Annotated in this window: 26 protein-coding genes, 1 pseudogene, 1 riboswitch and 1 other annotated feature; of the genes and pseudogenes, 20 read left to right on the plus strand and 7 right to left on the minus strand. The window is 41.7% G+C overall.

The genetic code is table 11. From position 1 onward, the window contains the following. Positions 1 to 46 precede the first annotated feature (46 nt). Together BLW54_RS12180 and msrA are read left to right on the plus strand one after the other, a co-directional pair. Positions 47 to 739 (plus strand): AIM24 family protein, encoded by a 693-nt coding sequence (locus tag BLW54_RS12180; RefSeq protein ID WP_074734982.1) that lies wholly within the window; start codon positions 47 to 49, stop codon positions 737 to 739. Between the two features lie 163 nt (positions 740 to 902). Beyond that, positions 903 to 1,024: riboswitch (SAM riboswitch) on the plus strand. A gap of 121 nt (positions 1,025 to 1,145) precedes the next feature. Further along, the gene (msrA, locus tag BLW54_RS12185) at positions 1,146 to 1,619 is read left to right on the plus strand and encodes a peptide-methionine (S)-S-oxide reductase MsrA (protein ID WP_035508486.1); all 474 of its coding nucleotides are present in this window, start codon (positions 1,146 to 1,148) and stop codon (positions 1,617 to 1,619) included. A gap of 118 nt (positions 1,620 to 1,737) precedes the next feature. On the opposite strand, the gene BLW54_RS12190 is transcribed toward msrA, so the two are convergent. Next, a complete protein-coding gene (locus BLW54_RS12190; protein ID WP_074734985.1) occupies positions 1,738 to 2,142 on the minus strand; it encodes an ion channel in 405 nt (134 codons plus the stop codon). A gap of 150 nt (positions 2,143 to 2,292) precedes the next feature. Between BLW54_RS12190 and eutH the strand changes: the two genes are divergently transcribed. After that, the gene (gene eutH / locus BLW54_RS12195; protein WP_035508488.1) at positions 2,293 to 3,429 is read left to right on the plus strand and encodes an ethanolamine utilization protein EutH; all 1,137 of its coding nucleotides are present in this window, start codon (positions 2,293 to 2,295) and stop codon (positions 3,427 to 3,429) included. Between the two features lie 667 nt (positions 3,430 to 4,096). On the opposite strand, the gene BLW54_RS12200 is transcribed toward eutH, so the two are convergent. After that, positions 4,097 to 4,579 carry a ribonuclease H-like YkuK family protein gene (locus BLW54_RS12200; RefSeq protein ID WP_051744141.1) on the minus strand — a complete coding sequence of 161 codons (483 nt, stop codon included), beginning with the start codon at positions 4,577 to 4,579 and terminating at the stop codon, positions 4,097 to 4,099. A 298-nt stretch (positions 4,580 to 4,877) separates the two neighbouring features. On the opposite strand from BLW54_RS12200, the gene BLW54_RS12205 reads away from it, so the two are divergent. Beyond that, positions 4,878 to 5,387, plus strand: a complete 510-nt coding sequence (locus tag BLW54_RS12205; RefSeq protein ID WP_035508815.1) for an AAA family ATPase — start codon at positions 4,878 to 4,880, stop codon at positions 5,385 to 5,387. 75 nt (positions 5,388 to 5,462) lie between these two features. Here BLW54_RS12205 and BLW54_RS12210 read toward each other — a convergent pair whose 3' ends face one another. Together BLW54_RS12210 and argS are read right to left on the minus strand one after the other, a co-directional pair. Continuing rightward, the gene (locus BLW54_RS12210; RefSeq protein WP_035508491.1) at positions 5,463 to 5,693 is read right to left on the minus strand and encodes a hypothetical protein; all 231 of its coding nucleotides are present in this window, start codon (positions 5,691 to 5,693) and stop codon (positions 5,463 to 5,465) included. Between the two features lie 71 nt (positions 5,694 to 5,764). Continuing rightward, positions 5,765 to 7,447, minus strand: a complete 1,683-nt coding sequence (gene argS / locus BLW54_RS12215; RefSeq protein WP_035508493.1) for an arginine--tRNA ligase — start codon at positions 7,445 to 7,447, stop codon at positions 5,765 to 5,767. Positions 7,448 to 7,505: 58 nt separating this feature from the next. Next, positions 7,506 to 7,716, minus strand: a binding site (T-box leader). 101 nt (positions 7,717 to 7,817) lie between these two features. Here argS and BLW54_RS12220 point away from each other — a divergent pair. The 6 genes from BLW54_RS12220 to BLW54_RS12245 all read left to right on the plus strand — a co-directional run bounded on the left by BLW54_RS12220 (position 7,818) and on the right by BLW54_RS12245 (position 13,496). Further along, positions 7,818 to 8,432, plus strand: coding sequence for a DUF421 domain-containing protein (locus BLW54_RS12220; RefSeq protein WP_035508495.1), 615 nt, complete (start codon positions 7,818 to 7,820; stop codon positions 8,430 to 8,432). A gap of 61 nt (positions 8,433 to 8,493) precedes the next feature. Further along, complete coding sequence (locus BLW54_RS12225) at positions 8,494 to 8,823, plus strand: thioredoxin family protein (protein WP_051744125.1); 330 nt, start codon at positions 8,494 to 8,496, stop codon at positions 8,821 to 8,823. Between the two features lie 319 nt (positions 8,824 to 9,142). Then, positions 9,143 to 9,985, plus strand: coding sequence for a pyrroline-5-carboxylate reductase (gene proC / locus BLW54_RS12230; protein ID WP_035508498.1), 843 nt, complete (start codon positions 9,143 to 9,145; stop codon positions 9,983 to 9,985). 39 nt (positions 9,986 to 10,024) lie between these two features. Further along, the gene (gene proB / locus BLW54_RS12235) at positions 10,025 to 11,155 is read left to right on the plus strand and encodes a glutamate 5-kinase (RefSeq protein ID WP_035508499.1); all 1,131 of its coding nucleotides are present in this window, start codon (positions 10,025 to 10,027) and stop codon (positions 11,153 to 11,155) included. Positions 11,156 to 11,175: 20 nt separating this feature from the next. Beyond that, a complete protein-coding gene (locus BLW54_RS12240; protein WP_035508501.1) occupies positions 11,176 to 12,435 on the plus strand; it encodes a glutamate-5-semialdehyde dehydrogenase in 1,260 nt (419 codons plus the stop codon). Between the two features lie 230 nt (positions 12,436 to 12,665). Further along, positions 12,666 to 13,496 carry a nucleotidyltransferase domain-containing protein gene (locus BLW54_RS12245; protein ID WP_074734988.1) on the plus strand — a complete coding sequence of 277 codons (831 nt, stop codon included), beginning with the start codon at positions 12,666 to 12,668 and terminating at the stop codon, positions 13,494 to 13,496. Positions 13,497 to 13,660: 164 nt separating this feature from the next. Here the strand turns inward: BLW54_RS12245 and BLW54_RS12250 are convergent, their stop codons facing one another. Then, positions 13,661 to 14,257, minus strand: a complete 597-nt coding sequence (locus BLW54_RS12250; RefSeq protein ID WP_051744126.1) for a CotY/CotZ family spore coat protein — start codon at positions 14,255 to 14,257, stop codon at positions 13,661 to 13,663. Between the two features lie 506 nt (positions 14,258 to 14,763). Between BLW54_RS12250 and BLW54_RS12255 the strand changes: the two are divergent. The 10 genes and pseudogenes from BLW54_RS12255 to BLW54_RS12300 all read left to right on the plus strand — a co-directional run. Further along, positions 14,764 to 15,217, plus strand: a pseudogene (locus tag BLW54_RS12255) (acyl-CoA dehydrogenase family protein); the annotation flags it as partial. A gap of 4 nt (positions 15,218 to 15,221) precedes the next feature. Further along, the gene (locus BLW54_RS12260; protein WP_035508505.1) at positions 15,222 to 16,001 is read left to right on the plus strand and encodes an SDR family oxidoreductase; all 780 of its coding nucleotides are present in this window, start codon (positions 15,222 to 15,224) and stop codon (positions 15,999 to 16,001) included. 120 nt (positions 16,002 to 16,121) lie between these two features. Then, complete coding sequence (locus tag BLW54_RS12265; RefSeq protein ID WP_035508506.1) at positions 16,122 to 16,994, plus strand: 3-hydroxyacyl-CoA dehydrogenase family protein; 873 nt, start codon at positions 16,122 to 16,124, stop codon at positions 16,992 to 16,994. Positions 16,995 to 17,007: 13 nt separating this feature from the next. Beyond that, complete coding sequence (locus tag BLW54_RS12270; protein ID WP_035508508.1) at positions 17,008 to 17,406, plus strand: acyl-CoA thioesterase; 399 nt, start codon at positions 17,008 to 17,010, stop codon at positions 17,404 to 17,406. 11 nt (positions 17,407 to 17,417) lie between these two features. Then, a complete protein-coding gene (locus BLW54_RS12275; RefSeq protein WP_074734991.1) occupies positions 17,418 to 18,479 on the plus strand; it encodes a phosphotransferase family protein in 1,062 nt (353 codons plus the stop codon). A gap of 2 nt (positions 18,480 to 18,481) precedes the next feature. Continuing rightward, positions 18,482 to 19,204 (plus strand): 2-phosphosulfolactate phosphatase, encoded by a 723-nt coding sequence (locus tag BLW54_RS12280; protein ID WP_035508510.1) that lies wholly within the window; start codon positions 18,482 to 18,484, stop codon positions 19,202 to 19,204. 279 nt (positions 19,205 to 19,483) lie between these two features. Continuing rightward, complete coding sequence (locus BLW54_RS12285) at positions 19,484 to 20,269, plus strand: enoyl-CoA hydratase/isomerase family protein (RefSeq protein WP_035508511.1); 786 nt, start codon at positions 19,484 to 19,486, stop codon at positions 20,267 to 20,269. 10 nt (positions 20,270 to 20,279) lie between these two features. Next, positions 20,280 to 21,254, plus strand: a complete 975-nt coding sequence (locus BLW54_RS12290; protein WP_074734994.1) for a quinone oxidoreductase family protein — start codon at positions 20,280 to 20,282, stop codon at positions 21,252 to 21,254. Between the two features lie 99 nt (positions 21,255 to 21,353). Then, the gene (locus BLW54_RS12295) at positions 21,354 to 21,911 is read left to right on the plus strand and encodes a GNAT family N-acetyltransferase (protein WP_035508513.1); all 558 of its coding nucleotides are present in this window, start codon (positions 21,354 to 21,356) and stop codon (positions 21,909 to 21,911) included. Further along, a complete protein-coding gene (locus tag BLW54_RS12300) occupies positions 21,908 to 22,723 on the plus strand; it encodes a PP2C family serine/threonine-protein phosphatase (protein ID WP_035508515.1) in 816 nt (271 codons plus the stop codon). The genes BLW54_RS12295 and BLW54_RS12300 overlap by 4 nt, the downstream gene beginning before the upstream one ends. A gap of 28 nt (positions 22,724 to 22,751) precedes the next feature. Here BLW54_RS12300 and BLW54_RS12305 read toward each other — a convergent pair whose 3' ends face one another. Both BLW54_RS12305 and BLW54_RS12310 read right to left on the minus strand, forming a co-directional pair. Next, on the minus strand, positions 22,752 to 23,408 hold the full coding sequence (locus BLW54_RS12305) for an O-methyltransferase (protein ID WP_035508517.1): 657 nt from the start codon (positions 23,406 to 23,408) through the stop codon (positions 22,752 to 22,754). 237 nt (positions 23,409 to 23,645) lie between these two features. Next, positions 23,646 to 24,836 (minus strand): NRAMP family divalent metal transporter, encoded by a 1,191-nt coding sequence (locus tag BLW54_RS12310; RefSeq protein WP_035508519.1) that lies wholly within the window; start codon positions 24,834 to 24,836, stop codon positions 23,646 to 23,648. Between the last annotated feature and the right edge of the window lie 8 nt (positions 24,837 to 24,844).

Here is a 24,844-nt window from a genome sequence, read left to right on the forward strand (position 1 = left end):
TCATACAAATTATTCCATACTAAATTGAATATAGGAGGGAATAGGAATGAGCGATTATTCCATTGATGAGTTTATTAGGAAGACGAAGCAGGATGAATCGGAAAATGATTATTTTGAGCTAGAAACTCCGAGAATCCTTGAAGTTAATCTGCTTGATCGAGTTTGGGCCAAATCGGGAGCAATGATTTCTTATAATGGAGATATAAAATTTGAAAGAGAAGGTATCCTTGAACATGGGGTCGGGCGGATGTTCAAAAAGGCCATGACTGGAGAAGGAAGTTCACTAATGAAAGCAACAGGAAGGGGACGTCTGTATCTCGCAGATCAAGGGAAGAAGATAACGATTTTTGATTTGGATAATGAAACCCTGACGGTCAACGGGAATGATTTACTCGCTTTTGAACCAAGTATTGACTGGGATATAAAGCTAATGAAGAAAGTGGCTGGAATGGTATCTGGCGGTTTATTTAATGTAACGCTTAGTGGTAGTGGGCGTGTAGCTGTCACTTCTCATTATGAACCTTTAACATTACTTGTCCGTCCAGGAGAGCCTGTGATTACAGATCCACATGCCACGGTCGCCTGGTCCGGTCACCTCGAGCCAGCTTTCAAAACCGATATCAGCTTCAAGACTTTCATCGGACGAGGAAGTGGGGAGTCCATTCAAATGGAATTTGATGGGGATGGATTTGTTATCGTTCAACCCTTTGAAGAAGTTTATACAACAGGGAAAAGTTAAACGTGAAAAAAGTTTAATAGACTGGCATGAGTGTGCAACAGCCTGAATAGAATGAGAGCAAGGAAACAGAAAGTGAATTCATTTGGAATTTTTACGCTGTCATCCTTTACTTCATAACAAAAACGTTGTATTATGTGTATTAACAAAAATTAATAACGGAAACTTCTTATCCAGAGAGGCGGAGGGACTGGCCCTTTGATGCCCGGCAACCATCGAATCAATCCAAGGATTGATAAGAACGGTGCCAATTCCTGTAGGATGTATAAACATTCTAAGAGATGAGAGGATCGTGCGGATATTAGCGACCCCTTTTCTTACTGGATAAGAAAAGGGGTCTTTTCATGTAAGTACCATTACCGTCAAGGCTCTCGATAGAAGTTGCGTTAACAGAAAGGAAAGATGTCAAATGGCAACAGCTATTTTCGGTGCAGGATGTTTTTGGGGAGTTGAAGCGTTTTTCGAAAAATTTGAAGGTGTAACAGCGACTAGAGTCGGGTATGTGGGAGGTCATTTAGAGAACCCTACCTACGAACAAGTGAAAGCAGGGAACACAGGCCACGCAGAATCCGTGAAAGTGGATTACGACCCAACTGTTATCACTTACGCAGAGCTTATTAATATATTTTTTGAAGCTCACGACCCTACTTCAAAAAATCGCCAGGGAATTGATATCGGGCATCAATATCGTTCCGTCATCTTTTATTCTGATGCAAGCCAAAAATATATTGCAGAAGAAAAGATCAAAGAATGGGAAGGCAAAGGAATTTTTAAGCGGCCAATCGTTACAGAAGTAGAAGCAGCGACGACGTTCTATGAAGCAGAAGAGCATCATCAGAAATACTTACAAAAACACGGTTCTGCTGCTTGTTCCATTGGATAATAAAAAGGACCCTTCAACTGGGTCCTTTTTTACATGCCATCATAGGATTAACCATCTATCTAGTTCTCTTATCTAGAAGAACGGTTTTGCTTCTCCTGTATCGCCACATATCAGTCGATTATTCATCATTCCCTCGGGAGGAATCCAGTGCTTTTATAAAATAAGCAGTAGGAAGAAGAACTCCAACCCCAGATTCAATTAACGCAAAAAAGCGCGCGATCCCCACCGGGAGCATATCCCCATAACCGACACTCAGTATTGTCACTCCGCTAAAATAAAGAAGATCCAAAAAATCCGGGTCGAAAGGTTCTCTTGATGATAAACTGGTGACTAGAATGACCCTGTTTAGAGATAGAAGATAATAGAGGATAGCAAAACCTATCAAAATCCCAGTAAGCACGAAGAACAAATTTAAGAAAAGTGCTGTACTGAAGTACCCTTTTTTATAAGTCTTATTTCTAAAAAAGTAAAAAAGGTTCGTTAAAATAAATGCGATCGTAACAATAAAAAGTGCTTGACCCATTTTTCATCTCCTTTCTGTATTTTTTGGATCATGGGTTTTTTAGAAAAGTTGTTCCCCGTCTGAAATAGGGAAAAGGCATCATTTAGGAACTCCTACCCGTTGGATAAGTTCTAATAAACTTGAATTTTTTATGAAAGGGGATGGGAAACCATGTGGTTCAATGAGGCGATTTTAATTGTCATGTGCATCTTTATGGTACTCGGAGCTCTAGATTACTACATCCTTGATCATCGCTTGTCATTGGGATGGCGTTTTTATGAAGCCTTTATGATGATGGGGCCGCTTGCCCTCTCAATGGTGGGAATTATTTCTCTCGCCCCTGTTCTCTCTGAATGGCTGGCACCGTTGATCAGTCCACTTTTTTTATGGTTTGGTGCAGATCCTTCTATGTTTGCCTCCATGATGCTTGCCATTGATATGGGAGCGTACCCTTTAGCGGAGTCATTAGCTATGGAAGAAAAAGCGGCTGTTTTTTCGTGGGCGCTTTTAGGGACAATGATGGGACCCACCTTGGTTTTTACAATTCCCGTGGCACTGACAATTATAAAAAAGGAGGATCGTCCGTTTTTTTCCAAGGGGATCCTTGCTGGTTTAATTACTGTTCCCGTGGGCTGCTTTATCGGAGGAGTTTTGGCTGGTTATGAGTGGTCTTGGCTGGTTCGAAACCTTACCCCTGCTATTTTACTATCAGTGTTCATCGGTGCTGGTCTTTGGCTTTTTACGAATATTACGATTCGATTGTTTTCGTATTTTGGAAAAGCGGTTGAGATTATCATTATAACGGGACTGATTTTCATCATTATTGAGACACTGACGGACTTTGTCATCATACAAGGAATGGCCCCCTTATCGGAAGGAGTTATCATTGTCGGGAGGATTACGGTAACATTGGCCGGGGCCTATCCTCTGGTCGCTTTTATTAATCAACGGGGGGAGAAGATAATGAGGCGTTTAAGTGAAAAAACGGGGATGAACGTAGCCTCCTTAACAGGATTGATTGCTTCGACAGCCCACCATTTACCAATGCTTGCAACAATGAAGGACATGGATCGAAGAGGGAAAACAGTGAATGCTGCGTTCGCGGTAAGCGGGGCTTTTGTCGTAGGCAGCCATTTTGCTTTTGTTGCCAGTGTTGAAAAAGCCATGATTTTTCCTGTCCTTATAGGGAAATTGACAGCGGGTATTTTAGCTGTTGGGCTTGCTTTATGGATGACAAGAGAAAATGAGGGAAATCATTCTTATCTTATAGAAGAGGAAGCAGCCACAAAAAATCTCCCAAATAAATAAACCATCCCCCTATAAATGGGGGACGGTTTCCCACTATATATTAAAGCTCATGTGGATTTTCAATAAAGCTCCCTTATTCGATTTGCTCGGTTTCGAGATATTTTGTGGTGTGAAATAGAGATGAGAAGCTACTCGCTTTCCGCGAGAAAGACGCCAAGCCTCTTTCGTGCTGCGTCTAGTGGGGTCTCGCCATTCGCAAGGAGTCTCGCATCTTCCCATCCCCATGACCATAATGAGTAGCTCTAAAACTGCTGAAAATGAAAGAAAGGACCGGTGAATCGCATAGAGAATGATTCCGCTCACATATGGCAAGAGTTGTTCTCTATCGTCCCTAAACCATCCCAAGATACCTCGGAATCGAGTCTTCCAGATCACTGACATTTAAGCGAATGAAAATACCAGATAATAATAGCTTAGTTATTAAATGAAACTTTGCATAGGATTGAAAAAGAAATACACCGGAAGAATAAACAAAATCATACCAGCCTGTAGACAGCTCCCAATAATGTGCAAACCTTTTCTCCTACCGCAAAGTGTCTCTGGGGAAAAGTGTCCGAGCGACTTGTTCACATACAGTAAGCTCCTTTTAAAGAGGAAATTGATAAGAGGAAAGAAGATGGACATCATTCCTAATACCAGAGATGTTACTGCTTTTTGTCCCCCGTCCTCATTTCGTATATTTGTTCGCATAACTGCTTGCAACGATAGAGTCCGGTTTAATTTTAGGCTCCATACCCAGTGATTCAATTCTGGCGACCATTTCATTGACATACACTCTTGTCCTGTTCCGTTCTCCACTTCCAATATCAATATGTCCTTCTATTGTAAAAGTCGCGCCTTTATAGATATAGGGGAGGACAACTTCAATGAGTTCGTTTTTCTTCTGCTCAGTAAATAAGGAAGCGACCTGTTCTGTAAGAGAAGTTTCATAGGAAATCCGTTCATGAAGAGTGGTCATCTGTCTGTGGACCAGTTCTTTGCGAAAACATGCCCAAGCGCCTTTTCCTACCCGTTGGATAACGATACCTGTAATAAACAGGGTATGAGAGGGATGAACTTGAGAATCGGTTCCCATCATTAGTTTGTAATTCCCAATTGGATCAGTTTTCATGAAAGTTAAAATGTGAGAAAAAACTTCTTCAAATTTCATTTTTTTATGGGTGAGGTTTTGAAACACATCGGATTGGTTCACATTAGCCAACTCCTTTATTTTTTCAAAAGAGGGATTGTACGTCATGAGTTTTGTGACCATTCTGTTATTAAGATATTCATAGACCTACTTGAAAGATAACATGAATTTAACGAGAGTATGTGTCAAGGGCAGGGGATTTATGTAAAACCTTTACAATAAAAATGTGGAATGATTGATTTTTTTGTGATGAGTCATATGGTGTGAAAAATATAATTCTGAGTGAAAGGGGGATGAACAAGTGAAAGAAGCGAGAGTTATGCAGAGTATTCCACCTCTAAACGAAGGGGAACGATTTATTTTGGGGATTGATGGTCTTAGCAGATCTGGAAAAACGACACTAGCTAAAAATTTAGAGCCATTACTTCAAGAACGGTTTCATCCATGGTTTGTCTTCCACATGGATGATTATATTGTAGAATGGGAAAAACGCTATCTTACCGGACATGAACCCTGGTATGAATATTATTATTTGCAGTGGGATGTGGAGGCATTAACCCGAGACCTTTTTCAACCCATGAGAGAAAAAGGTCTTGGGTTACCAGATACCGCTGGGATTATTGTGGAAGGGGTATTCCTTCAGCGGGAGGAATGGTGTAGATACTTCGATTATGTGATCTATTTACAATGGCCCAGGCAGGAAAGGTTTCAAAGAGAAAGTGAGGAAACAAGAAAAAAACAGGAAAAGTTTAAGGAACGCTACTGGAAGGCCGAAGATTATTATTTACAAACGGTAAAGCCTGAAACTAAGGCGAATCTCGTTCTTTGAAATATATCGAATAGGTAAAAGGAGAGAAGGTACCTTCTCTCCAATGCTTTTTTGATAACCACTATTTGATAATCACTAAATGATAAAGATCCATACAAGGATAAGCGTGACGGCAAATGTGATTACGTAGATGGTTGTCAGCAACGGGATGCTGCCACTGTTGTTGTGGTCATCTTTCAATTGCTTTGCATCATCCTCTGCTGAAGTTGTGTTCTCAGGCTTCATTACATTTCTGGCAATAACGATCGTCCCTACAAGGGCAATAATGGAAGCGATGGTGACGAGCACATAATAAAGAGGGTACATAAAATCCGCTCCTCTAATCATACTTATTCTAATTATAATAGATAACATGTATTTGCGGAACCATTCTCTTCTTACATATGGTCAGGGGCCTCGATGCCGAGGAGGGATAGTCCTTCTTTTAATTGTAGCTTTACAGCATAAATTAAGGTAAGGAGCTCCTGGGACTCATCGCTTCCAATAATTTTTGTATGGGCGTAAAATCTGTTGAAGTTTTTCGCTAGTTCCAGAAGATGCTTCGCCATTTTTGATGGATCGTATTCTTTAAAGGCCTTTTCAATAATTTCGGGGAAAAGTCGCAGCGTCTTTATGACCGGCCAAGCCGATTCACTCTGGATACTAGTGACAGCTTCTTCTGGATTAAAGTTCCCTTTCTCAAGCAGAGAGGTTGTTCGTGCATGAGCGTACTGTAAATATGGAGCGGTATGACCTTCGAATGTGAGCATCTCTTCTAAGGAGAATTCGACATCGTTGCGGCGGTCGTGTTTCAAATCATGAAAAATAACAGCTCCGACCCCGACTTGTTGAGCTACGGTGTGACGATCTTCCAAATACGGGTTCTTTTCTTCAATATTTTTGGCTGCCTGTTTGATAGCTTCTTCTAAAGCTTGTTCCAGCAAAACTGTTTTTCCTTGCCGGGTGGACATTTTCTTTCCGTCTTGCAGCATCATCCCAAATGATATATGTTTCAAGTTTTCTGCCCATTGAAATCCGGCTTTCTTAAGTACTTGTTTGACCTGTTGGAAATGGAGGGTTTGCTCTTGGCCGACAACGTAAAGAACTTCCTCAAAATTATAGGTGCGTTGACGATCTATGGCCGCCGTTAAATCACGGGTGGCATAAATCGTGGTTCCATTACTTTTACGAATTAAACATGGAGGCAAACCTTCTTCATCGAGGCGGATGATCTGAGCACCTTCGGATTCTTCCAGTAATCCTTTTTCTTTCAACAAACCTATGGTTCCTTCCATTTTGTTGTTGTAATAAGCTTCTCCACGCGTTAAGTCGAATTCAATGCCTAAGAGATCATAGATTTTTTCAAACTCAGAAAGGGACACATCCTTGAACCATTTCCAAAGAGTAACCGCTTCTTCGTCATTGTCTTCAAGCTTTTTGAACCAACTTCGTCCTTCTTCGATTAATGAAGGGTCAACCTCAGCAGCTTTGTGGAATTCCACATACACTCTTGTTAGTTCTTGAATGGGGTTCTCCTTTAATTGTTCTTCATTGCCCCATTTCAAGTATGCGGCCAGCAGTTTGCCAAACTGTGTACCATAATCTCCAATATAATTGATTTTTACTGTTTCGTATCCACATTTTTTCGCTAGGTTAGCCAGTGCATTTCCTATGACGGTGGATCTTAAATGCCCCATGGAAAAAGGCTTGGCGATATTGGGGGCAGACATATCAAGAACAATTGATTTTCCTTTGCCAAATTCATGGGAACCATAAGCTGCTGGGTCCTGAAAAATCTGTTGCAACATATGATTAGCTACAAATGTCTGATCAAGAAAAACATTCACATATCCTCCCATTGGTTTAACCTTATGAAAAACAGGGTGCTTGATTTGTTGTGCTATTTCTTCGGCAATTAGGTTCGGGTTCTTTCGTAATGTTTTCGCTAATGGGAAACAGGGGAAGGCTAAATCGCCATGTGACTCCTGTTTTGGAATTTCAATTACATTCAGTACCCAATTCCTTGGGTACTCTTCACCTAGTATATGAGCTATTTGCAGAGCGAGAATTTGTTTTTCCATGACAAGCACCTCCAAAGTAATTATGAAATTCATAGAGAATATAAAAAACCTCGTCTCTAAAAGAGACGAGGTTAGGCTCGCGGTACCACTCTTATAGCTTTATCAGCCACTTGAAGTTGTTAACGGGGACGACCCCGGCTATCCCTACTCTTTCGTTCAGGAAAGCTTCTCAAAAGTCCGTTTCACCACAGAAACCTTGTTCAGGCTTTCACCAACCCTGACTCGCTATACTGATTCCATGCAGTTACTCTCTTTTTCTTTGAATTTCAATATTTGAAAAAATTATAACGGAAAGATTCTTCTTTTGCAATCTCCTCTAAGAGAATAACCCTCTATATTTTAGGTGAACATACAAACGAGGTGATCGTAAATGGATTGGATTTGGAAGGCTATTCTAATTATAATCGTAGGTACAATAATCTTAAGAATTGCAGGAAGAAAGTCGATCTCGCAAATGACTTTGTCACAGACCGTAATAATGATCGCGATCGGATCATTATTGATTCAGCCGGTAGCCGGGAAAAATATATGGGTGACCTTCGGTGTGGGTGGCGTTCTTGTCTTGACGTTAATTATGATGGAGTTTACACAGCTGAAGTTTGACTTTATGGAACGGTTTTTGACAGGCAGATCTATATCCATTATAGAAAATGGGCAATTAAATGAGAAAAACTTGAAGAAATTACGCTTTACTGTGGATCAATTAGAGATGAAGTTAAGGCAAACGAATATCACTTCCATAGCTGACCTCAAGTCGGCTACTCTTGAGCCTAATGGCCAGGTGGGGTATGAGCTAAAGGAAGAGAAAAGGCCGGCAACCAAAAAAGATATCGATGACCTTAATCAGCAGATCCAGTCATTAAGGCAAATGTTAAATCCAAATCAGGCGGCTCAGCCTGCTGATACACTTCCACCTGCCGAAGACCTTTTCAAGGAAGTTGAAACGAAACAGCATCAACAAGTCCATCCTGATCGATTAAATTGAGTGGGGTTTTATACAGGCATTCTTGACTGTTCCTTGATACAATAGAAATGAGGTGAGACAAGTGGAATCCGTACACTCAATTGAAGAATTGCTCACATTTGTTCGCGAACAACCGCTATCTATGGTTTATGTTTCGCGACCTAGCTGTTCGGTCTGTCATGGGCTGGAGCCACAAGTCGAAAATTTGTTGGGTGATTACCCAAAGGTTAAAGTGAGAGAGGTAAACGCTGATGAAGTTCCTGAGGTGGCTGGAGAATTTTCGGTTATGACAGTCCCGGCTGTTCTGATTTATTCGGGTGGAAAAGAATTATTCCGAAAAGCACGTTTTGTGCCGATTCGTGATCTGGATCAACAACTTGCTAAATGGAATTATTTCATTAACGAAGAGTGAAACATCTGTTGTTTTTTTAACAGGTGTTTTTTTGTTTGGACGAAAGCAGGGATGAATAAACTGATAATTCAATTAATTTTGCTTTCTCGGGCTTTTCTTAAAAATTCAATGCGCAAATATAACGCTGAGACGAGATTATTTACGGTGAGAAGCGATGAATCCGAAATACCTCTCCTTGAAACCGTTTACACTAACTAATTGGCTCTTATAGACCCGACTTGCCAAAAACCCCTTGAATAAGTTTAGCCCAGTGTTATGATGAGAAACGTCTTGAATAAAGAAGCGAACAAAAAATGCGAACGGGAGAGATTAACCCATTATGATCAAACAAACGATTGCTTTTTTAGGTGCAGGCTCTATGGCTGAAGCGATGATTTCAGGCATGGTGGAATCCGGCAATATTCCAGCTGAGAAGATCATCGTGACCAATAGAAGTAATCAGGAACGTTTAAATAAGATCAATGAAAAATATGGTGTACGCACAGTATTAAAAGATGACTTGAATTTTGCAGAAGTCGACCAGCTTATATTGGCGATGAAGCCGAAAGACATTGATGGGGTCCTTGCAGAATTGAAAGATCAGTTGACCCCTAATCAAGTACTTGTCTCTGTTCTTGCAGGCATTTCAACATCGTATATGGAAGACCGTTTAAATGACGGGCAACAAGTCATCCGTGTGATGCCGAACACTTCTAGTATGCTGCGTGAATCTGCAACAGCCATCACCCCAGGGCGATACACAGATATGGACAATGTCCGTGTCGCTAAAGAGCTTCTACAATCCATTGGTGAAGTTTTCGTTATTGAAGAAGATAAGATGGATGTATTTACAGGAATCGCTGGAAGCGGCCCTGCTTATTTCTACTATTTGATGGAACACATTGAGGAAACTGGACGTGCAGAAGGAATGGACCGCGAAACCCTTCGTGAAATTGGAGCACAAACATTACTGGGAGCAGCAAAAATGATGCTTGAGCGTGAAGAAAGCCCGACAGAACTCCGGGAAAACGTGACGTCCCCAAATGGAACGACAGCAGCTGGACTCCACGCCCTTGATGAAGCTGGCGGAGGGTATGCCATTTCGGAAGCGATCAAAGGTGCAGCCAGTCGTTCTAAAGAATTAAGTAAGGAATTGGAAGGACTACTTGTAGGCAGCAAATAATCGTAGCAAATGGAAGCGAAAATGTTAACCAGGAGTGATATGTTGAGTCAAGATAAAAAAAGAGTCGTAATTAAAATAGGGAGTAGTTCTCTCACAAGCATGCACGGTGAGATAAGTCGCCGTAAATTAGAAAAATTAGTAGATGAAGTCGTTCAATTGAAAGACGACGGCCACGAAGTTTTACTCGTATCCTCAGGAGCTGTAGCCGCGGGTTATCGTAAGCTCGGCTGCCTGGAGCGCCCGAGTACGTTGCCTGAAAAACAAGCAGCAGCCTCCATTGGCCAAGGATTATTGATGGAATCTTATTCCGATTTATTCCTATCCCACGGCTATATGGGTTCACAAATCCTCATTACACGCAGCGACTTTTCAGATGAAGACCGCTACAACAACGCACGTAACACCATTAATGTTTTACTAGAACGAGGAATTATTCCAATTGTCAACGAAAATGACACGATTACGATCGATCGACTTAAATTCGGAGATAATGATACCTTATCTGCGAAAGTAGCGGGACTTGTTGATGCAGACCAGTTGATCATCCTCTCTGATATTGATGGACTCTATGATGCAGATCCAAGAAAAAATGCGGACGCTAAATTACTGGATAAAGTCCATGAAATTACCCCGGAAATTGAAGACGCAGCTGGTGATCCAGGAAGTGCAGTTGGTACTGGCGGTATGAAATCAAAAATTGATGCCTTCAAGATTTCTATGGCTTCTGGGATCTCATCTTTTTTGGGTAAAGCGAACACCCCTAATATTGTTTATAATGCTGTATACGGAAAAGCGATAGGAACGTATTTCGAAACAACGACAGATGCTGAGAATCTCGACCAGAAGAAACAGTGGATTGCCTTCAACTCTGGACCAGAAGGAGAAGTGATCATCGATTCTCGTGCTAAAGAATCGATGGTAGAAATGAAAAAGAGCTTACTTCCGATGAACGTTCGTTATGTGAACGGACGTTTTGAAAAAGGGGCGGTTGTTCGTATTCACGATTTAGATGGAGAAGAGATCGGACTTGGTGTCGTAAATTATTCTTCAGATGAAATGGAAGAAATGATCAGTCTGACAGAACCTGAACTTGAATCTTATGATAAAGCAGCAATAGAACGTAAAGATTTTGTTTGCCATTTAGAAGTTTCTATGCCTGTAGGCGTTTAAAAAAATCAAGGAGGTCTTTGATGACACTAACAACAAATGTGAACGTTGAAGCACAAGCAATCGAAGCGAAGCATGCTTCCAAAAAGCTGATGATCCTATCGGAAGAGGAGAAAAACCAGGCGCTGAATCATCTAGCAGATGTCCTGGAGCGCGAGTATGAGACGATTTTAGCTGCAAATAAGAGGGACTTGGATAATGGACGAGAAAAAGGTTTTACAGAGGCTTTCATGGATCGTCTATCTCTTTCCCAAGAGCGTATCGCTGATTTCGCACAAGGACTGCGCGATGTAGCTAAACTCGAAGACCCGACAGGGCGAGTGCTCACAGATTGGACACTTGAAAACGACCTGCAAGTGGAAAAAGTAACCGTACCTTTAGGTGTCATCGGTATGATTTATGAAGCGCGTCCAAATGTAACCGTTGATGCTACAGGACTTGCGCTGAAATCAGGAAATGCCATTGTCTTAAAGGGAGGATCCTCTGCCATCAACTCCAATCAGGCAATTGTTGAAGTAATGCACCGCGGTTTAGAAGAAACGAAAATTCCTAAAGAAACGGTTCAATTCATCGCATCTACAGATCGTGCAGCTACCAATGAACTCTTTACAATGAAAGCACACATTGACGTATTGATTCCTCGTGGGGGAGGCAAGTTAATTCAGGCAGTTGTGGAGAATGCAACCGTACCTGTACTTGAAACAGGTGTAGGGAATTGCCACATTTATGTAGATGAAAATGCGGATGTTGAGAAAGCGATCAACATTCTTGTGAATGCGAAAACAGACCGCCCTGCGGTCTGTAATGCAGCAGAAACACTAGTCGTCCACAAAGAGTGGTTGAACCATCATAAGGAGGCCCTTACTGCAGCATTGAAAGAAAACCAAATTCATGTTCATGGGGATGACTATATTCAGGGAATTATTCCAGGGTCTCAGCCGGCTGGACAAGAAGATTGGGCGAATGAATATTTAAGTACCGATATCGCTGTGAAGGCTGTTGACGATATCACAGATGCTATCACGCATATCGAAACTTACGGAACGAAACACTCCGAAGCTATCATTACCGAAGATGCAGAAGCCGCAGAGAAATTCTTTGCTCTTGTTGATGCGGCTGCCCTTTATCACAATGCATCCACTCGTTTCACTGATGGTGGTGCATTAGGGTTCGGAGCAGAAATTGGGATATCCACACAGAAATTACATGCGCGTGGCCCAATGGGACTTCCTGCGCTTACAACCGTGAAGTTCTTAATGAAAGGTAACGGACAAATTCGATAATTTTAAATGCGAGAAGGGAAGCTCATCTGGGCTTCTCTTTTTTTATTTGGCTTGTATGTTCTGCCATGATAGAAATAATCCGGAAATGCAAAAGCCGGTTGATGTTAAGGGTAAGAACAATGGTGTTCTTCCATGTTGGAAAGCGCATGGAGATTGAGGTCTTATATTCATTTTACAACCAATTCTTTCTATTATATGATGATATAATATTTCTTTTTAGGAGGGGTTGGATGAGGCAGTGGGAAGCAGTCAGAGCGATTACAAACAGCCTGAAGCAAGATACATATGTACAGGCAGTTTATCTCAAAGGGTCAATGGGGCGCAGGGAAGAAGATGAATACTCAGATGTCGATTTGTATGTCCTGGTAGATGAAGGCGATAAGGAAGCTTTTCTCAAGAAACGAAAGAAACATCTGGAAAGCTACCAGACTATCATTTTTTACGACGATATTTTTATCATTGCACCTCAAATCATAGCGGTTTATGATAATTTGTTACATATTGACCTTTTTACAGTAACGGAAGAGACAATGGTACATAAAGATTTCTACCGTGTTCTCTATGACCCTGAGCACCGCATGGATAAGCATGCAGCAAAGCAGAATTTACGATTAGAGGAAAGAGAATTCTTGGATGCAGTTGAGGATGCAGCCTTCTTCTTCTTACAATATAAAAAAGCAGCTGATAGAGGTAACGATATATGGGCAGTTAAAGTAGCGAATGATATTGGTGAAAATCTAGGAAAGATCCTGTTACAGAAATATTGTCCTTCATACGCACAGCTAGGCTTGAAGGCTGTGGATCAGCGTCTTCCAATATCCCTGGCAGAAAAGGTAAGAGGGGTCTATAATTCTCTTTCGATAGATAATCATGGAGAAGCCATCAGACAAATGGCTGAAATGATAGAAGATCAAATGGGGTGGCTTAATGAAAAGTGGGGAAATAATACGTACACGATACCTTTCTTAAGGGAGTTCTATTTCAAAAAAGAATGGCCCTTCCTGATCCTGGATATTAGCTGGTATAGGTTGTTCTTCTTCGATGGAAGGTTTATCGACTGAAAATTTAAAGAAGAAATCGAGAGTGATAGTGAAAAAATCTATCGTAGGAGCCAAATGGATAGGGACAGAGGAGAGATTGCTATTAATAAAATTACACCAGTGATTTAATTCTGGTTGGTATGTAAAAAACGTGCAGGATTTTACTCCATGCACGTTAGAAAAAATTAGTCATGCTTATTAAATTTATCCATTGCGTCATTCATCTCTTCACGAGTGGCCATCAACGGAGTTGTCGGCTCAAGACAAGTAATGCTGCAGAAGCAGTCAAGGTCAACGGTAATACAGACACCAGTCGCACGTAGGTTGCGGATAGAGTTTCCAGGGAAGTAGTCACACACTTGTTTTCCCTTTCCAGAAGGGCCTGGTTGTGAACCACCCATGGTAACAGGGATCAATAGCTCCAGTTTAACGCAGTTGCTTTCATGGTCTCCATATCCTTCATACTTGTCATTGTCCACAAATTTCTTGGCTCTGAAAATCGGGGATTGCAGGCAATCAAGGAACGTACCGCCTCCATTTAATGGACGGCTGATCACTCCGCTACCAATGAATGGTTTGCAATCTTTGCAGTTCAAAATGAATGGAACCGTTGTGTTACTTGGCACGTTAGCCGTCGGTGAAAGCAAGTCACGGATGGAGCGTTCACAACTTACATCGCAACACCCATTGTCCATCATTCCAGCAACTTCATCTTGCGCTTTAATAATCTCCGCGATAACATCACGTACGCAGCTGCTGCCGCAGTCTTTACCTTTACTCATTTAATCATCTCCTTTAAACTTGGTTCTTTACATACTATGGTTTTGAATAGAGAGTGTTTGTATAGAAGTCTATTTTTCTAAGAATCTTTATAGATTGAAAAATTGGACGAATGATAGAGGGTTAACGCCAATACGAAGCGCGTGGATCAACATACTTTATATTACCGATAGTTCAACAAAGCTAGAGGTTCATGGTTGACCACGCCATGGAAATTTTCCCTACGGTTAGATGCCAGCGTACACTGGCATCTTTTTTTATTGTAATCGTATTAATTTTTAATAGTGGGATCATCCAACGCTAGCTTTTACCCGCCCCAGGTCTTCTCTTTTGTTTAGCTTAAAATCTGGTCATTAAATCAGCATTTATAAATGAATAGTTATTCATTTTCTTGTTGAATTTTCAGAATAGTAGGTATAAACTGTAAACATACTAACCGTTTAGTATGTTTCATTTGAATGATGATACATATGGGGCAGGGTTTACTGATTTTGAATATGCCCGCTTTGCCCAAGGAAGACTCGGACCAGGAAGGATTCATCATTGTATGAGGCTGATAGGAGCGGCAAAGCGTGCTCTTCAAGATTTATGTAAGCGTGTACAGAATTGTTCGGAATTTTTATGGCCCTAACTGAGCAGGGGGTGGTAAGAGAATGGAGTGCTGATTCACTAATCGAAGTTGAACAGGCGCACCTCTTCACATTGAAAGCCGCATTTATGATGGACACTGTGGGGCATAAAGAAGCGAAAACGGAGATTGCAGTGATAAAAGCTGTAGCCCCGACATGGTTTTAAAGGTCATTGACTGAGCTATTCAGGCTCACGGGGGAGCTGGAATAAGCGATGATTTTACTTTGGCAGCCCAATGGGCGAACTCTCGTAGATTACGACTTGCTGATGGACCAGATGAAGGGCCTCGAAGACAAGTAGCTAAGCTTGAATTATCCAAATATAAGGAGTGAGAGCATGCATGTGAAAGATCTCTTTGATCTGAAAGGTAAAACGGCGCTTGTTACAGGGGGTGGGCGAGGACTTGGAGAGCAAATTGCCCAGAGTCTTGCGGAATCAGGAGCAAATATCATTGTTTGTTCTCGAAAAAAGGAAGCATGTGAAGAGACGGCGCTGCGACTAAAAAATGAATGCGGAGTTGAGACGCTTGGACTTGCTTGTGATGTGACGGATCCCGAAGATATTGATCATGTTGTTGAACAAGCGATAGCCAATTTTAAGACGATTGATATTCTAGTAAATAATAGCGGGGCGACATGGGGAGCAGCGACTCTTGAAATGCCGCTGGAAGCTTTTCAAAAAGTGATGAATGTCAATGTGATCGGAACTTTTCTAATGTCTCAGAAAGTAGGGGAATTGATGGTGAAACAAAACTCCGGGAAAATCATCAATATCGCTTCTGTTGCTGGACTAGGAGGTGCGGATCCTAGGTTTATGGAGACAGTTGGCTACAACTCAAGCAAAGGAGCGGTTATTACATTGACAAAGGATCTTGCCGTGAAATGGGGCGCACATAATATTCAAGTCAATGCACTAGCACCGGGTTTTTTTTCAACCAAAATGTCTAAGGGTGTGTTAGAAAAAGGAGGAGATTTCATCCTTGATCGTACCCCGCTTGGTCGCTTTGGTTCTGAAGAGGATTTAAAGGGGGCGGCATTGTTCCTTTCATCCAAAGCATCTGATTATGTAACAGGAGACGTTCTTGTAGTAGATGGGGGAATGCATGCCTCCTGTTAAGTGGGGATCGGAAGTAGGACGGCAGTCATCAAAATGTTTTCAGGCATGAAAAAGTAGACGATCAGTCACTAGCAGAGTTATATATGAATTTAATTTTCAAAGGAATCGAGGAGGAATCCAATGATTATTAAAAAATTAGCAGTCATCGGAGCAGGGAGCATGGGGCATCAAATTGCTATGCTTGGAGCTTTAGCAGGGTATGAAACCAAACTTCAAGATATCAGCCAGAAATCTTTGGAACAAGCAGAGGCGAAGCTTGCCGCCATAATGGATAAATGGGTGCGGAAAGAAAAAATATCAGTAGAAGAACGAGAGGAGGCTTTTAGTCGTCTCCATTTCACTACAGACATGCTAGAAGCGGCAGGAGAGGCTGATCTGATTATTGAAGCTGTTGTTGAAAAGCTGCACGTAAAGCGGGAGGTATTTTCCATGCTTGACGAGGTGGCTCCGTCACACTCAATCTTGGCTACGAACTCGTCCACAATTGTCAGTTCATTACTTGCGGACGCTACAAAGCGTCCTGAAAAAGTATGCAATATGCATTTCTTCTTCCCGGCACTAGTGATGGATTGTGTTGAAGTTGTTAAAGGAGATCATACCTCTGAGGCCACCGTTTCTAATGTCATAAAGGTATGTGAGGAGATGAACCGTACCGCTGTTTTATTGAAGAAAGAAATTTCCGGTTTTATCGCCAATCGGATTTTATTTGCGGTTCAAAAAGAGGCTATGAGCTTATATGAGGGTGGCTTTGCCGATTATGAAGATATTGACAAGATTGTGAGGAAAGCTCTTAACCATCCAATTGGTCCATTCGAATTGATGGATTTATCAGGGATTGATGTAGGTTATTATGTCATGCAGCAACAATTCGAAGAGAGCGGCGATCCAAAAGATAAACCATCGAAAACTTTGGAAGAAAAAATGAAGGCTGGTGAGTTGGGCCGCAAAACTGGTAAAGGATTTTATACCTATGAGCAAGGAGTTAAAAGTTGAGGAGGAACGTTCGATGCATGAAATAGAAGTAAACGTACGATTTTGCGAGACAGATTTATTAGGACACGTGAACAATAACAATTTTTTTATTTATATGGAAGATGCACGAATTCGTTTTTTTAAGGACTTGGACCTTGTAGGAGAAGATTGGAACTTCATAGTAGCTTCTACTAAATGTGACTTTATTAAGCAAGTGTATTTTAACCAGACGTTGAGGATTTGTAGCCATGTCGTCAAGGTCGGTCGTTCCAGTTTTCATTTGGAACAGGAAATGTTTGAAAAGGAGACCGGGGAACTTGTGGCAAGAGGATTATCGGTCATTGTTCAATTCGATTTTGAGAAGCAGAAAAGTGTTGCCCTTACTCCTGATATGAAAAAATCTCTTTCTTCATATCAAATGGCAGCAAATTAGGGAGGTCCTACATGGTTTATACAAAAGACACAAGGCCCGTCCGTCGCGGAGAGGAGATTGATGAGAGAACTCTGGAGAGTTTTTTAAGAAAAAAAATCGAGTTGCCTGAGGGAAACTTGCAGGTGAGGCAGTTCGGAGCCGGTCACTCTAACCTTACTTATGAACTTTCAATTGGGGATGAGTGGAAGGCTGTTTTACGGCGCCCTCCTATGGGGCCTGTTGCTCCAAAGGCACATGATATGGAACGTGAATATAAAGTTCTGCAAGCATTACATCCTATATTTCCGCTGGCGCCAAAACCCTATCTCTATGAATCTGGAGAAATCATTGGCCGGCCATTTTTTCTTATGGAGCGGAGAGAAGGAATAGTGTTTGATCAAGCATTCCCGGAAGGGGTGGAAGCAACTCCTGAACTCGGAAGGCAGCTGTCCGAAACAATGGTTGATAAGCTTGTAGAACTCCATTCGCTGAATTATCGAGAAACTCCTCTTAAAGATATGGTAAAGCCTGATGGATTTATGGAGCGCCAAGTACATGGCTGGATCAAACGTTATGAAAGAGCAGGGACAGATGACGTTGTTTCGGGGGAGCGTTTGAAAAAATGGTTAACCGATCACATTCCAGCAGCGCAGGGAGCCTCCATCATCCATTATGATTATAAGTTAAACAATGCCATGTTCCATCAAAAGCATCCTTCTCAGATGATAGGGTTATTTGATTGGGAGATGACTACTGTGGGAGATCCGCTGGCAGATGTAGGCGCAGCACTGAGTTATTGGATACAGCAGGACGATCCAGAACTATTAAAGACAGGATTAGGTAAGTCGCCGGTTACAGTTTTTGAAGGTTTTTATACAAGGGAGGAATTCATCCACCGCTATGCGGCGAAGAGTGGCCGTGATGTAAAAGAAATCGATTATTATTTAACCTTTGCTTATTTCAAGTTGGCCGGCATTATTCAACAAATCTATTTTCGTTATAAGCAAGGGCAAACAAGGGACCCTCGTTTTGCAAATATGAATACTTTTGTCAATAATTTAATCCAACATGCAGAAGAAACAGCAGGGCTTTAAAGATGGGCGAGGTTCAAGTCATATTAAAAAAGGAAGACATACGTCCTGATTTTTTAAAAGGTAAGATAGTGGTGGTGTTTGATGTGCTATTTGCTACATCTACGATGACCGCAGCAATTGCCGATGGTGCTTCGAGTGTTATCCCTGTTTTTAGTCCAGATCAAGCGAAAAAAGAAGCGGAAAAGTTAAACGATTCTTTTATTCTTGCTGGTGAGGACAAGGGACAAAGGATCGAGGGGTTTCATCCACCATTACGCACAAATCTAAAGGAAATCATTAAGAATAAACATTTGATTTTGAGTACAACAAATGGAACGATTGCTTTACACAAATCAAGAAATGCTTCCTTTTTGTATGCATCCTCTTTACTAAATAATCCAGCTATGGCCGAATATTTAGCTGAACAGCATAGGGAGGAAAACATTGTTCTTGTTTGTTCAGGATCAAGTGGACGTTATACTATGGAAGATTTTTATGGGGCAGGCAGCTTAATTTATTTCATGCAAAAGTTTCGAGAATGGAAACTTTCTGACGCATCGGTGACAGCTCTTCACTTTTATAGTGGGAGTGGAGAAGCTAAAAGTCTGTTGAATAACTGTCGGATTGGACGCTATCTTGTAAAAGAGGGTCTTAACCCGGAAGAAATTGATTTTGTTGCGCAGGAAGGTTTATTTGATTCTATCCTTATGTATGACCATAAGAGCGGCCAAATCAAGGGAGGGTAAATATTCAACCCGTACAAATCATCTTCCAGGAGGAGAGTTTTTAGTAGAAGAAATCTCACCTGACGCGTGAGGATCGGACGGATGAACATTAACTTATAGCTTCCACGCCTCGACAATTTATTACCCAGGAAATTCACCCACATAGGGAGCGTATTAAAACGGGGGGTTCGAGTTGGTTGCAGAAAAAATGCCGGGAAGAGTCTGTCGATAGAAATCGTAAACTCAAATGAAATGGTCGATGAAGGTCATTTCATATTATAAAAAAGGGGATGAATAAAAATGAATTTAGGAAATGATCATTTAACCGTTGAGATGAAAGGTCCTGTTCTCTCCTGTGTGTTAAATCGTCCTGATGCATTGAATGCCTTTTCTGACCGTATGATTGCCGGTTTACAAGAGGCGATAGCTGAAGCAGAACGGAATGATAATGTAAAGGTCGTTGTTCTTTCAGGTGCCGGACGGGCCTTTTCTGCTGGAGGAGATGTGAAGTCGATGGGAACAGCCACATCTCAACAATTGTATGATCATGTAGGTAAACTAAATCGTTTGATATTAACGATTACAGAGTTACCTAAACCGGTTGTCGCTGTAGTACATGGCTATGCAGCAGGTGCTGGATTGAACCTTGCACTGGCTTGTGATCAGCTATTAGCAGCGGAAGATAGTAATTTTGTTCTAAGCTTTGCAAAAGTCGGCCTCGTGTCTGACGGCGGTGGTCATTACTTTTTGTCTAAATTACTAGGGCCTTACCGGGCGAAAGAATTACTGTTTCTTGCTGAGCCACTCCCGGTCGATACAGCTGCTGAATGGGGAATTGTTAATAGAGTCGTCCCGCTTGCTAATTTGGAAGAAGAAGCCATGAACTACGCTATTCGTTTATCCAAGGGGCCTGGAAGGGCACTGGGGATGATGAAGAAAATGGTGAATCAGACAGAAACCTCAGACTTGGCAGCGATATTGGAACAGGAAAGAATTACGCAGACCATGATGGCTGCAACGGAAGATCATAAAGAGGGCATTCAGGCCTTCAAGGAGAAACGGAAGCCTAATTTTGTTGGGAAATGAGGGGGTAGTAATGAAAGCGATTCAATTTAAAACGTATGGCGGTCCATCTGTATTAGAAACAGTGAACACAGCTTGCCCGGTATTAGCAAAAGGAGAAGTCCTTTTGAAGATTCATGCTATTGGAGTGAATTATGCGGATACAGCGAGGCGGGAAGGGGCTTATGTTGTTCCAACACCTCTTCCTTTCATTCCAGGGGCCGAAGTTGCAGGAGTTGTAGAAGAAGTGGGGGAAGGGACAAGTCGTTTCCGAAAAGGCGACCGTGTGGTCACACTTATCGGATCAGGAGGGTATGCAGAATACGCAAAAGCGGCTGAGAATACATTGATCCCCATCCCGGATAACGTCACGTATGAAACCGCTGTAGCTCTCCCTCTCCAAGGGCTGTCGGCTTATCACATCCTTACAACAATGGGCAGGTTAGAAAAAGGGGAGACCGTTCTTATCCATGCAGCAGCTGGAGGGGTCGGTTCACTTGCAGTCCAGCTAGCTAAAAAACTCGGCGCTGGTACCGTGATCGCTACAGCCAGTACAGAGGAAAAACTCAAGTTTGCTACCGAATTAGGGGCTGACAAGGCCATTAATTATACCAACCAGCACTGGCGGGATGAAGTGTTAGCTGCAACGGATGGTGAGGGGACCGATCTTGCACTTGAAATGGCTGGGGGTGACATCTTCCAAGAGACAGTTAAGTGTATGAGATCTTTTGGTCGAATTGTCGTCTACGGTGTTGCAAGTGGGAAGCCTGCTCAAATGTACCCATCAGGACTTATGAACAGGAATTTATCTGTCATTGGCTTCTTTTTACCTCAAATGATGAAGAAGCCGGTCTTATTCGAAAAAAGCCTTCGTGATTTATTGAAATTAGTAGACACCGGGGATCTGAAATTAACTATTGGAGGGGTTTTTGACCTAGAGGAAGCTAGCCATGTTCATGAAGTCCTGCAAGCGAGGAAAACAAAAGGAAAGTTAGTTTTGAAACCATAACAAGAAAGGGCCGGCAGATATTTTCTGCGGTCCTTTTTTGCAGGAGGAACAACAATATTTGTCGAATAACATGGAATAAACAGGAAGGAGAGAAGAACGATGTTTGAATATAAAATAGATGAAGAGTTGTCGTTAAAAATGATCGACCATCAGGATGCTGAAGAGTTATTCGACTTATCTGATCGTTCCAGGGATCATATTCGCACATGGCTTCCCTGGATTAATTTCACCAAGGAAGTTGAAGACACGAGAAACTACATAAAGATGTGTTTAAGACGGTTTGCAGAAAATGATGGGCTGACTGTTTGTATTTTATATCATGGAAAAATAGCAGGAGTGGTCGACTTTCACGAAATGGATAAGAAAAATAATGTGACAAGTATTGGCTATTGGATGGGAGATGAGTATAAAGGGAGAGGTCTGCTGACGCGTGCCTGTCGTGTGCTTTGTCATTATGCATTTGAGGAACTCGGTATGAATCGAATTGAAATCCGAGCAGCTTCCAAAAATATTAAAAGCAGAGGAGTCCCAGAACGCCTCGGCTTCAAGCAAGAAGGGGTCATCAGGCAAGCGGCTCTGCTATATGATGAATATACAGATCACGTTGTTTACGGGATCTTAAAAGAGGAATGGAGAAAAAAGGAGGCTCATATTTGAAGATTACATCTTTACAACAGCTTCATATGACGAGTCCGGCAAAAAAAGAGTGTGAAGATGCTTTAGTCATAAATGAAGAAGCAGGGGTTTATGGGGTATTGGATGGAGCCACTCCCCTTGTCCCTTTTGAGGATGAAGAAGGACATAATGGAGCTTACCTCGCTGCGAATATCTTTAAGGATCAATTGGAAAGTCTTAATGCAGAGGATTCCTTGATTTATGCTGTTAAACAAGCAAATCAGCGCTTGAGAAAAGAGATGGAACGTTACGGCGTCCAAACAGAGAAGGGAGAGGAGCGCTGGTCGACATGTGTAGCCGTTGTAAAAATTACTTTGGCACATATTGAATTTGTGCATTTAGGAGACTCCATGATCATAATAGGCGAAAAGAATGGAAAATGTAAAGTTATCACAAAGGATACGGTTAAAGGAATCAGCGCTCGTGCTAAACAGAAACGTGAAGGGGAGCGGTTAAAAGGAAGGAAACTACCGGAAGAATCTCATTTTAATAAAACCATTCATAAGCTTCGTTATAATCGTCAGTTAGCCAATGTGGATGGTGGATACACTGTGGCCAATGGAATGAAGGAAGTGATGGACTACCTTGATAAAGGAGTACTTAGAACCCAAGGTATTCAAGATCTATTTATTATGACGGATGGCTTGTTTCACCCTGAACTTAGTCTGGAGGAATCCTACTATAAAGTTAAACAACAAGGACTTAGGGCTTATATTGACCAACTTACTCAATATCTTAAAGAACGTTCACTCCATGTCGACGACAGAAGTGCGTTATGGATACAATTAAAATAGGGATACCTCTGTATCCCTATACTTCTAGCTATTTAACAACAGCTAGAACAAATCCGTCATGCCCTTTGCTGCCTACTGTTTGAAATGCGGTAGCGTCTAACTGGTGATTACCCTTTAATAAATCAAACATTTGGCGTATCCCTGTAATACTTTTGTCTTCACTTTCTGAATCGAGAATTTTTCCTCCTCTTACTACATTATCTACTAAAATAGTGGTTCCGGGCTTTGAGAGCTTGAGGACTTCCATTACGTAATGGGGATTGTTGTTCTTGTCTGCATCAATAAAAATGAAATCAAATGACTGTCCTTCTAGAGTGGGAAGCGACTCAAGTGCAGGTCCAACAACGATTTTAACTTTATCTTTCACTCCTGCATCGGCTATGTTCTTGGCCGCAACTTCGGCATGTTTAGGGCTGAACTCAAGGGTTGTTACGTGTCCATCTTTTGGTAGGGATTTAGCCATCCAAATCGTACTGTACCCGCCGAGAGTTCCGATTTCCAGTACGTTTTTTGCTGTTTTCATTTGAATGAAAAGGGAAAGTAGTTTTCCTTGTGTTGCCGAAACATCTATGGAAGGGAGCTCTGCAGCCTCATTTTTACGTAAAATATCTTCCATGTCCGGTTCATTGGGAATTAATTGATTGATAAAGTACTGATCAATTTCTTTCCAAACATCTATACTCATAAGGTTCCTCCTTTGAATCTATCTTCTAGTTTAAGCTTCCACACTTCAAAAGGCAATGAAAGCCATCTTGAATATTCATTCGATTTTTCAAATAGACTTTCTCTTAATGAATGAGGGCTATTGATCCAATAGGTGAATTCAACAAGCGGGGTATTTAAAAGAGAGTGGCCGATAAAACAAAAGAAAGGTGTTAAAAAAAGGAAAGCTCAGAGCACACTCTGAGCTTTCCAAAAGAGTTTAACTGAATAGTTTGGGGATCCCCTGAATCAATGACATGACTCCCATATAAGACATGGCGATAACAATAATGACTCCAAATATCGTCAGCCATAATGGATGTTTATAGTCTCCGACTATTTTTTGTTTGTAGGCAGCAATGAGCATAACTCCGAGAGCTATAGGCAAAATCAATCCATTCAAGGATCCTACGAAAATTAATACTTTAACAGGTTCACCGACGGATACGAAAACAGTTGTGGATATGACAATGAAACCGACAATGAACCATTTATGGTACTTGTTGATGATTTTACTAAAAGTACGGATAAATGACACTGAGGTATAGGCGGCACCAACCACAGAAGTTACGGCTGCTGCCCACATAATAATCCCAAAGATCTTATATCCGACATTCCCAGCAGCAGCTTGGAAAACGGATGCAGGAGGGTTATCAGGATTCAATGTAAATCCTGAAGCAACGACTCCTAAAGAAGCAAGAAAAAGGAAAATCCTCATAATCGAAGCAATACCGATAGCTGAAACGGAGCTCTTTGTCACTTGTGGTAATGCTTCTTTTCCTTTTACACCCGCATCCAAAAGACGATGCCCACCAGCGAAAGTTATATATCCGCCAACAGTTCCTCCCACCAGGGTAATAATAGCAAGAAAGTCAATGGTATCTGGTATGAATGTTTTTGTAACGGCCTCCCCCACGGGTGGTTGGGCGGAAAACATAACAAAAATGGTTAATCCAATCATGACAAAGCCTGCAATCTGTGCAAATCTATCCATTACCTTCCCGGCTTCACGAACGAGGAAAACCGCAACAGCGACAACACCGCTGAACAGGGCACCCATTTCAGGAGAAATACCGAAAAGAACGTTTGTTCCTAGACCTGCTCCGGCTATGTTTCCTATATTAAAAGCCAGGCCACCTGCGACAATAAGGACGGATAAGAATACTCCGAGTCCTGGCAGAAGGCTGTTTGCAATATCCTGGGCGGGCTTTTCAGAAATAGCAATGATCCTCCATATATTGAGTTGAGCGCCGATGTCGATAATGATGGACATGAGAATGACAAAACCAAAACTTGCAGCTAATTGTTGTGTGAAATGAGTTGTTTGTGTTAGAAAGCCTGGGCCAATAGCTGATGTTGCCATCAGGAAAGCTGCCCCTAAGAGGAGGCTTCTAGTCGATTGTTCTTTCATGAAGTTGC

The sequence above is a fragment of the Halobacillus karajensis genome (assembly GCF_900108515.1).
GTDB lineage: Bacteria > Bacillota > Bacilli > Bacillales > Halobacillaceae > Halobacillus > Halobacillus karajensis.

Excerpts from the sequence above, each read along its gene's own strand:
- BLW54_RS12180 (WP_074734982.1), top strand. The coding sequence starts at position 47 with ATGAGCGATTATTCCATTGATGAGTTTATTAGGAAGACGAAGCAGGAT.
- msrA (WP_035508486.1), top strand. The coding sequence starts at position 1,146 with ATGGCAACAGCTATTTTCGGTGCAGGATGTTTTTGGGGAGTTGAAGCG.
- BLW54_RS12190 (WP_074734985.1), bottom strand. The coding sequence starts at position 2,142 with ATGGGTCAAGCACTTTTTATTGTTACGATCGCATTTATTTTAACGAAC.
- eutH (WP_035508488.1), top strand. The coding sequence starts at position 2,293 with ATGTGGTTCAATGAGGCGATTTTAATTGTCATGTGCATCTTTATGGTA.
- BLW54_RS12200 (WP_051744141.1), bottom strand. The coding sequence starts at position 4,579 with ATGAAATTTGAAGAAGTTTTTTCTCACATTTTAACTTTCATGAAAACT.
- BLW54_RS12205 (WP_035508815.1), top strand. The coding sequence starts at position 4,878 with ATGCAGAGTATTCCACCTCTAAACGAAGGGGAACGATTTATTTTGGGG.
- BLW54_RS12210 (WP_035508491.1), bottom strand. The coding sequence starts at position 5,693 with ATGTACCCTCTTTATTATGTGCTCGTCACCATCGCTTCCATTATTGCC.
- argS (WP_035508493.1), bottom strand. The coding sequence starts at position 7,447 with ATGGAAAAACAAATTCTCGCTCTGCAAATAGCTCATATACTAGGTGAA.
- BLW54_RS12220 (WP_035508495.1), top strand. The coding sequence starts at position 7,818 with ATGGATTGGATTTGGAAGGCTATTCTAATTATAATCGTAGGTACAATA.
- proC (WP_035508498.1), top strand. The coding sequence starts at position 9,143 with ATGATCAAACAAACGATTGCTTTTTTAGGTGCAGGCTCTATGGCTGAA.
- proB (WP_035508499.1), top strand. The coding sequence starts at position 10,025 with ATGTTGAGTCAAGATAAAAAAAGAGTCGTAATTAAAATAGGGAGTAGT.
- BLW54_RS12240 (WP_035508501.1), top strand. The coding sequence starts at position 11,176 with ATGACACTAACAACAAATGTGAACGTTGAAGCACAAGCAATCGAAGCG.
- BLW54_RS12245 (WP_074734988.1), top strand. The coding sequence starts at position 12,666 with ATGAGGCAGTGGGAAGCAGTCAGAGCGATTACAAACAGCCTGAAGCAA.
- BLW54_RS12250 (WP_051744126.1), bottom strand. The coding sequence starts at position 14,257 with ATGAGTAAAGGTAAAGACTGCGGCAGCAGCTGCGTACGTGATGTTATC.
- BLW54_RS12260 (WP_035508505.1), top strand. The coding sequence starts at position 15,222 with ATGCATGTGAAAGATCTCTTTGATCTGAAAGGTAAAACGGCGCTTGTT.
- BLW54_RS12265 (WP_035508506.1), top strand. The coding sequence starts at position 16,122 with ATGATTATTAAAAAATTAGCAGTCATCGGAGCAGGGAGCATGGGGCAT.
- BLW54_RS12270 (WP_035508508.1), top strand. The coding sequence starts at position 17,008 with ATGCATGAAATAGAAGTAAACGTACGATTTTGCGAGACAGATTTATTA.
- BLW54_RS12275 (WP_074734991.1), top strand. The coding sequence starts at position 17,418 with ATGGTTTATACAAAAGACACAAGGCCCGTCCGTCGCGGAGAGGAGATT.
- BLW54_RS12280 (WP_035508510.1), top strand. The coding sequence starts at position 18,482 with ATGGGCGAGGTTCAAGTCATATTAAAAAAGGAAGACATACGTCCTGAT.
- BLW54_RS12285 (WP_035508511.1), top strand. The coding sequence starts at position 19,484 with ATGAATTTAGGAAATGATCATTTAACCGTTGAGATGAAAGGTCCTGTT.
- BLW54_RS12290 (WP_074734994.1), top strand. The coding sequence starts at position 20,280 with ATGAAAGCGATTCAATTTAAAACGTATGGCGGTCCATCTGTATTAGAA.
- BLW54_RS12295 (WP_035508513.1), top strand. The coding sequence starts at position 21,354 with ATGTTTGAATATAAAATAGATGAAGAGTTGTCGTTAAAAATGATCGAC.
- BLW54_RS12305 (WP_035508517.1), bottom strand. The coding sequence starts at position 23,408 with ATGAGTATAGATGTTTGGAAAGAAATTGATCAGTACTTTATCAATCAA.
- BLW54_RS12310 (WP_035508519.1), bottom strand. The coding sequence starts at position 24,836 with ATGAAAGAACAATCGACTAGAAGCCTCCTCTTAGGGGCAGCTTTCCTG.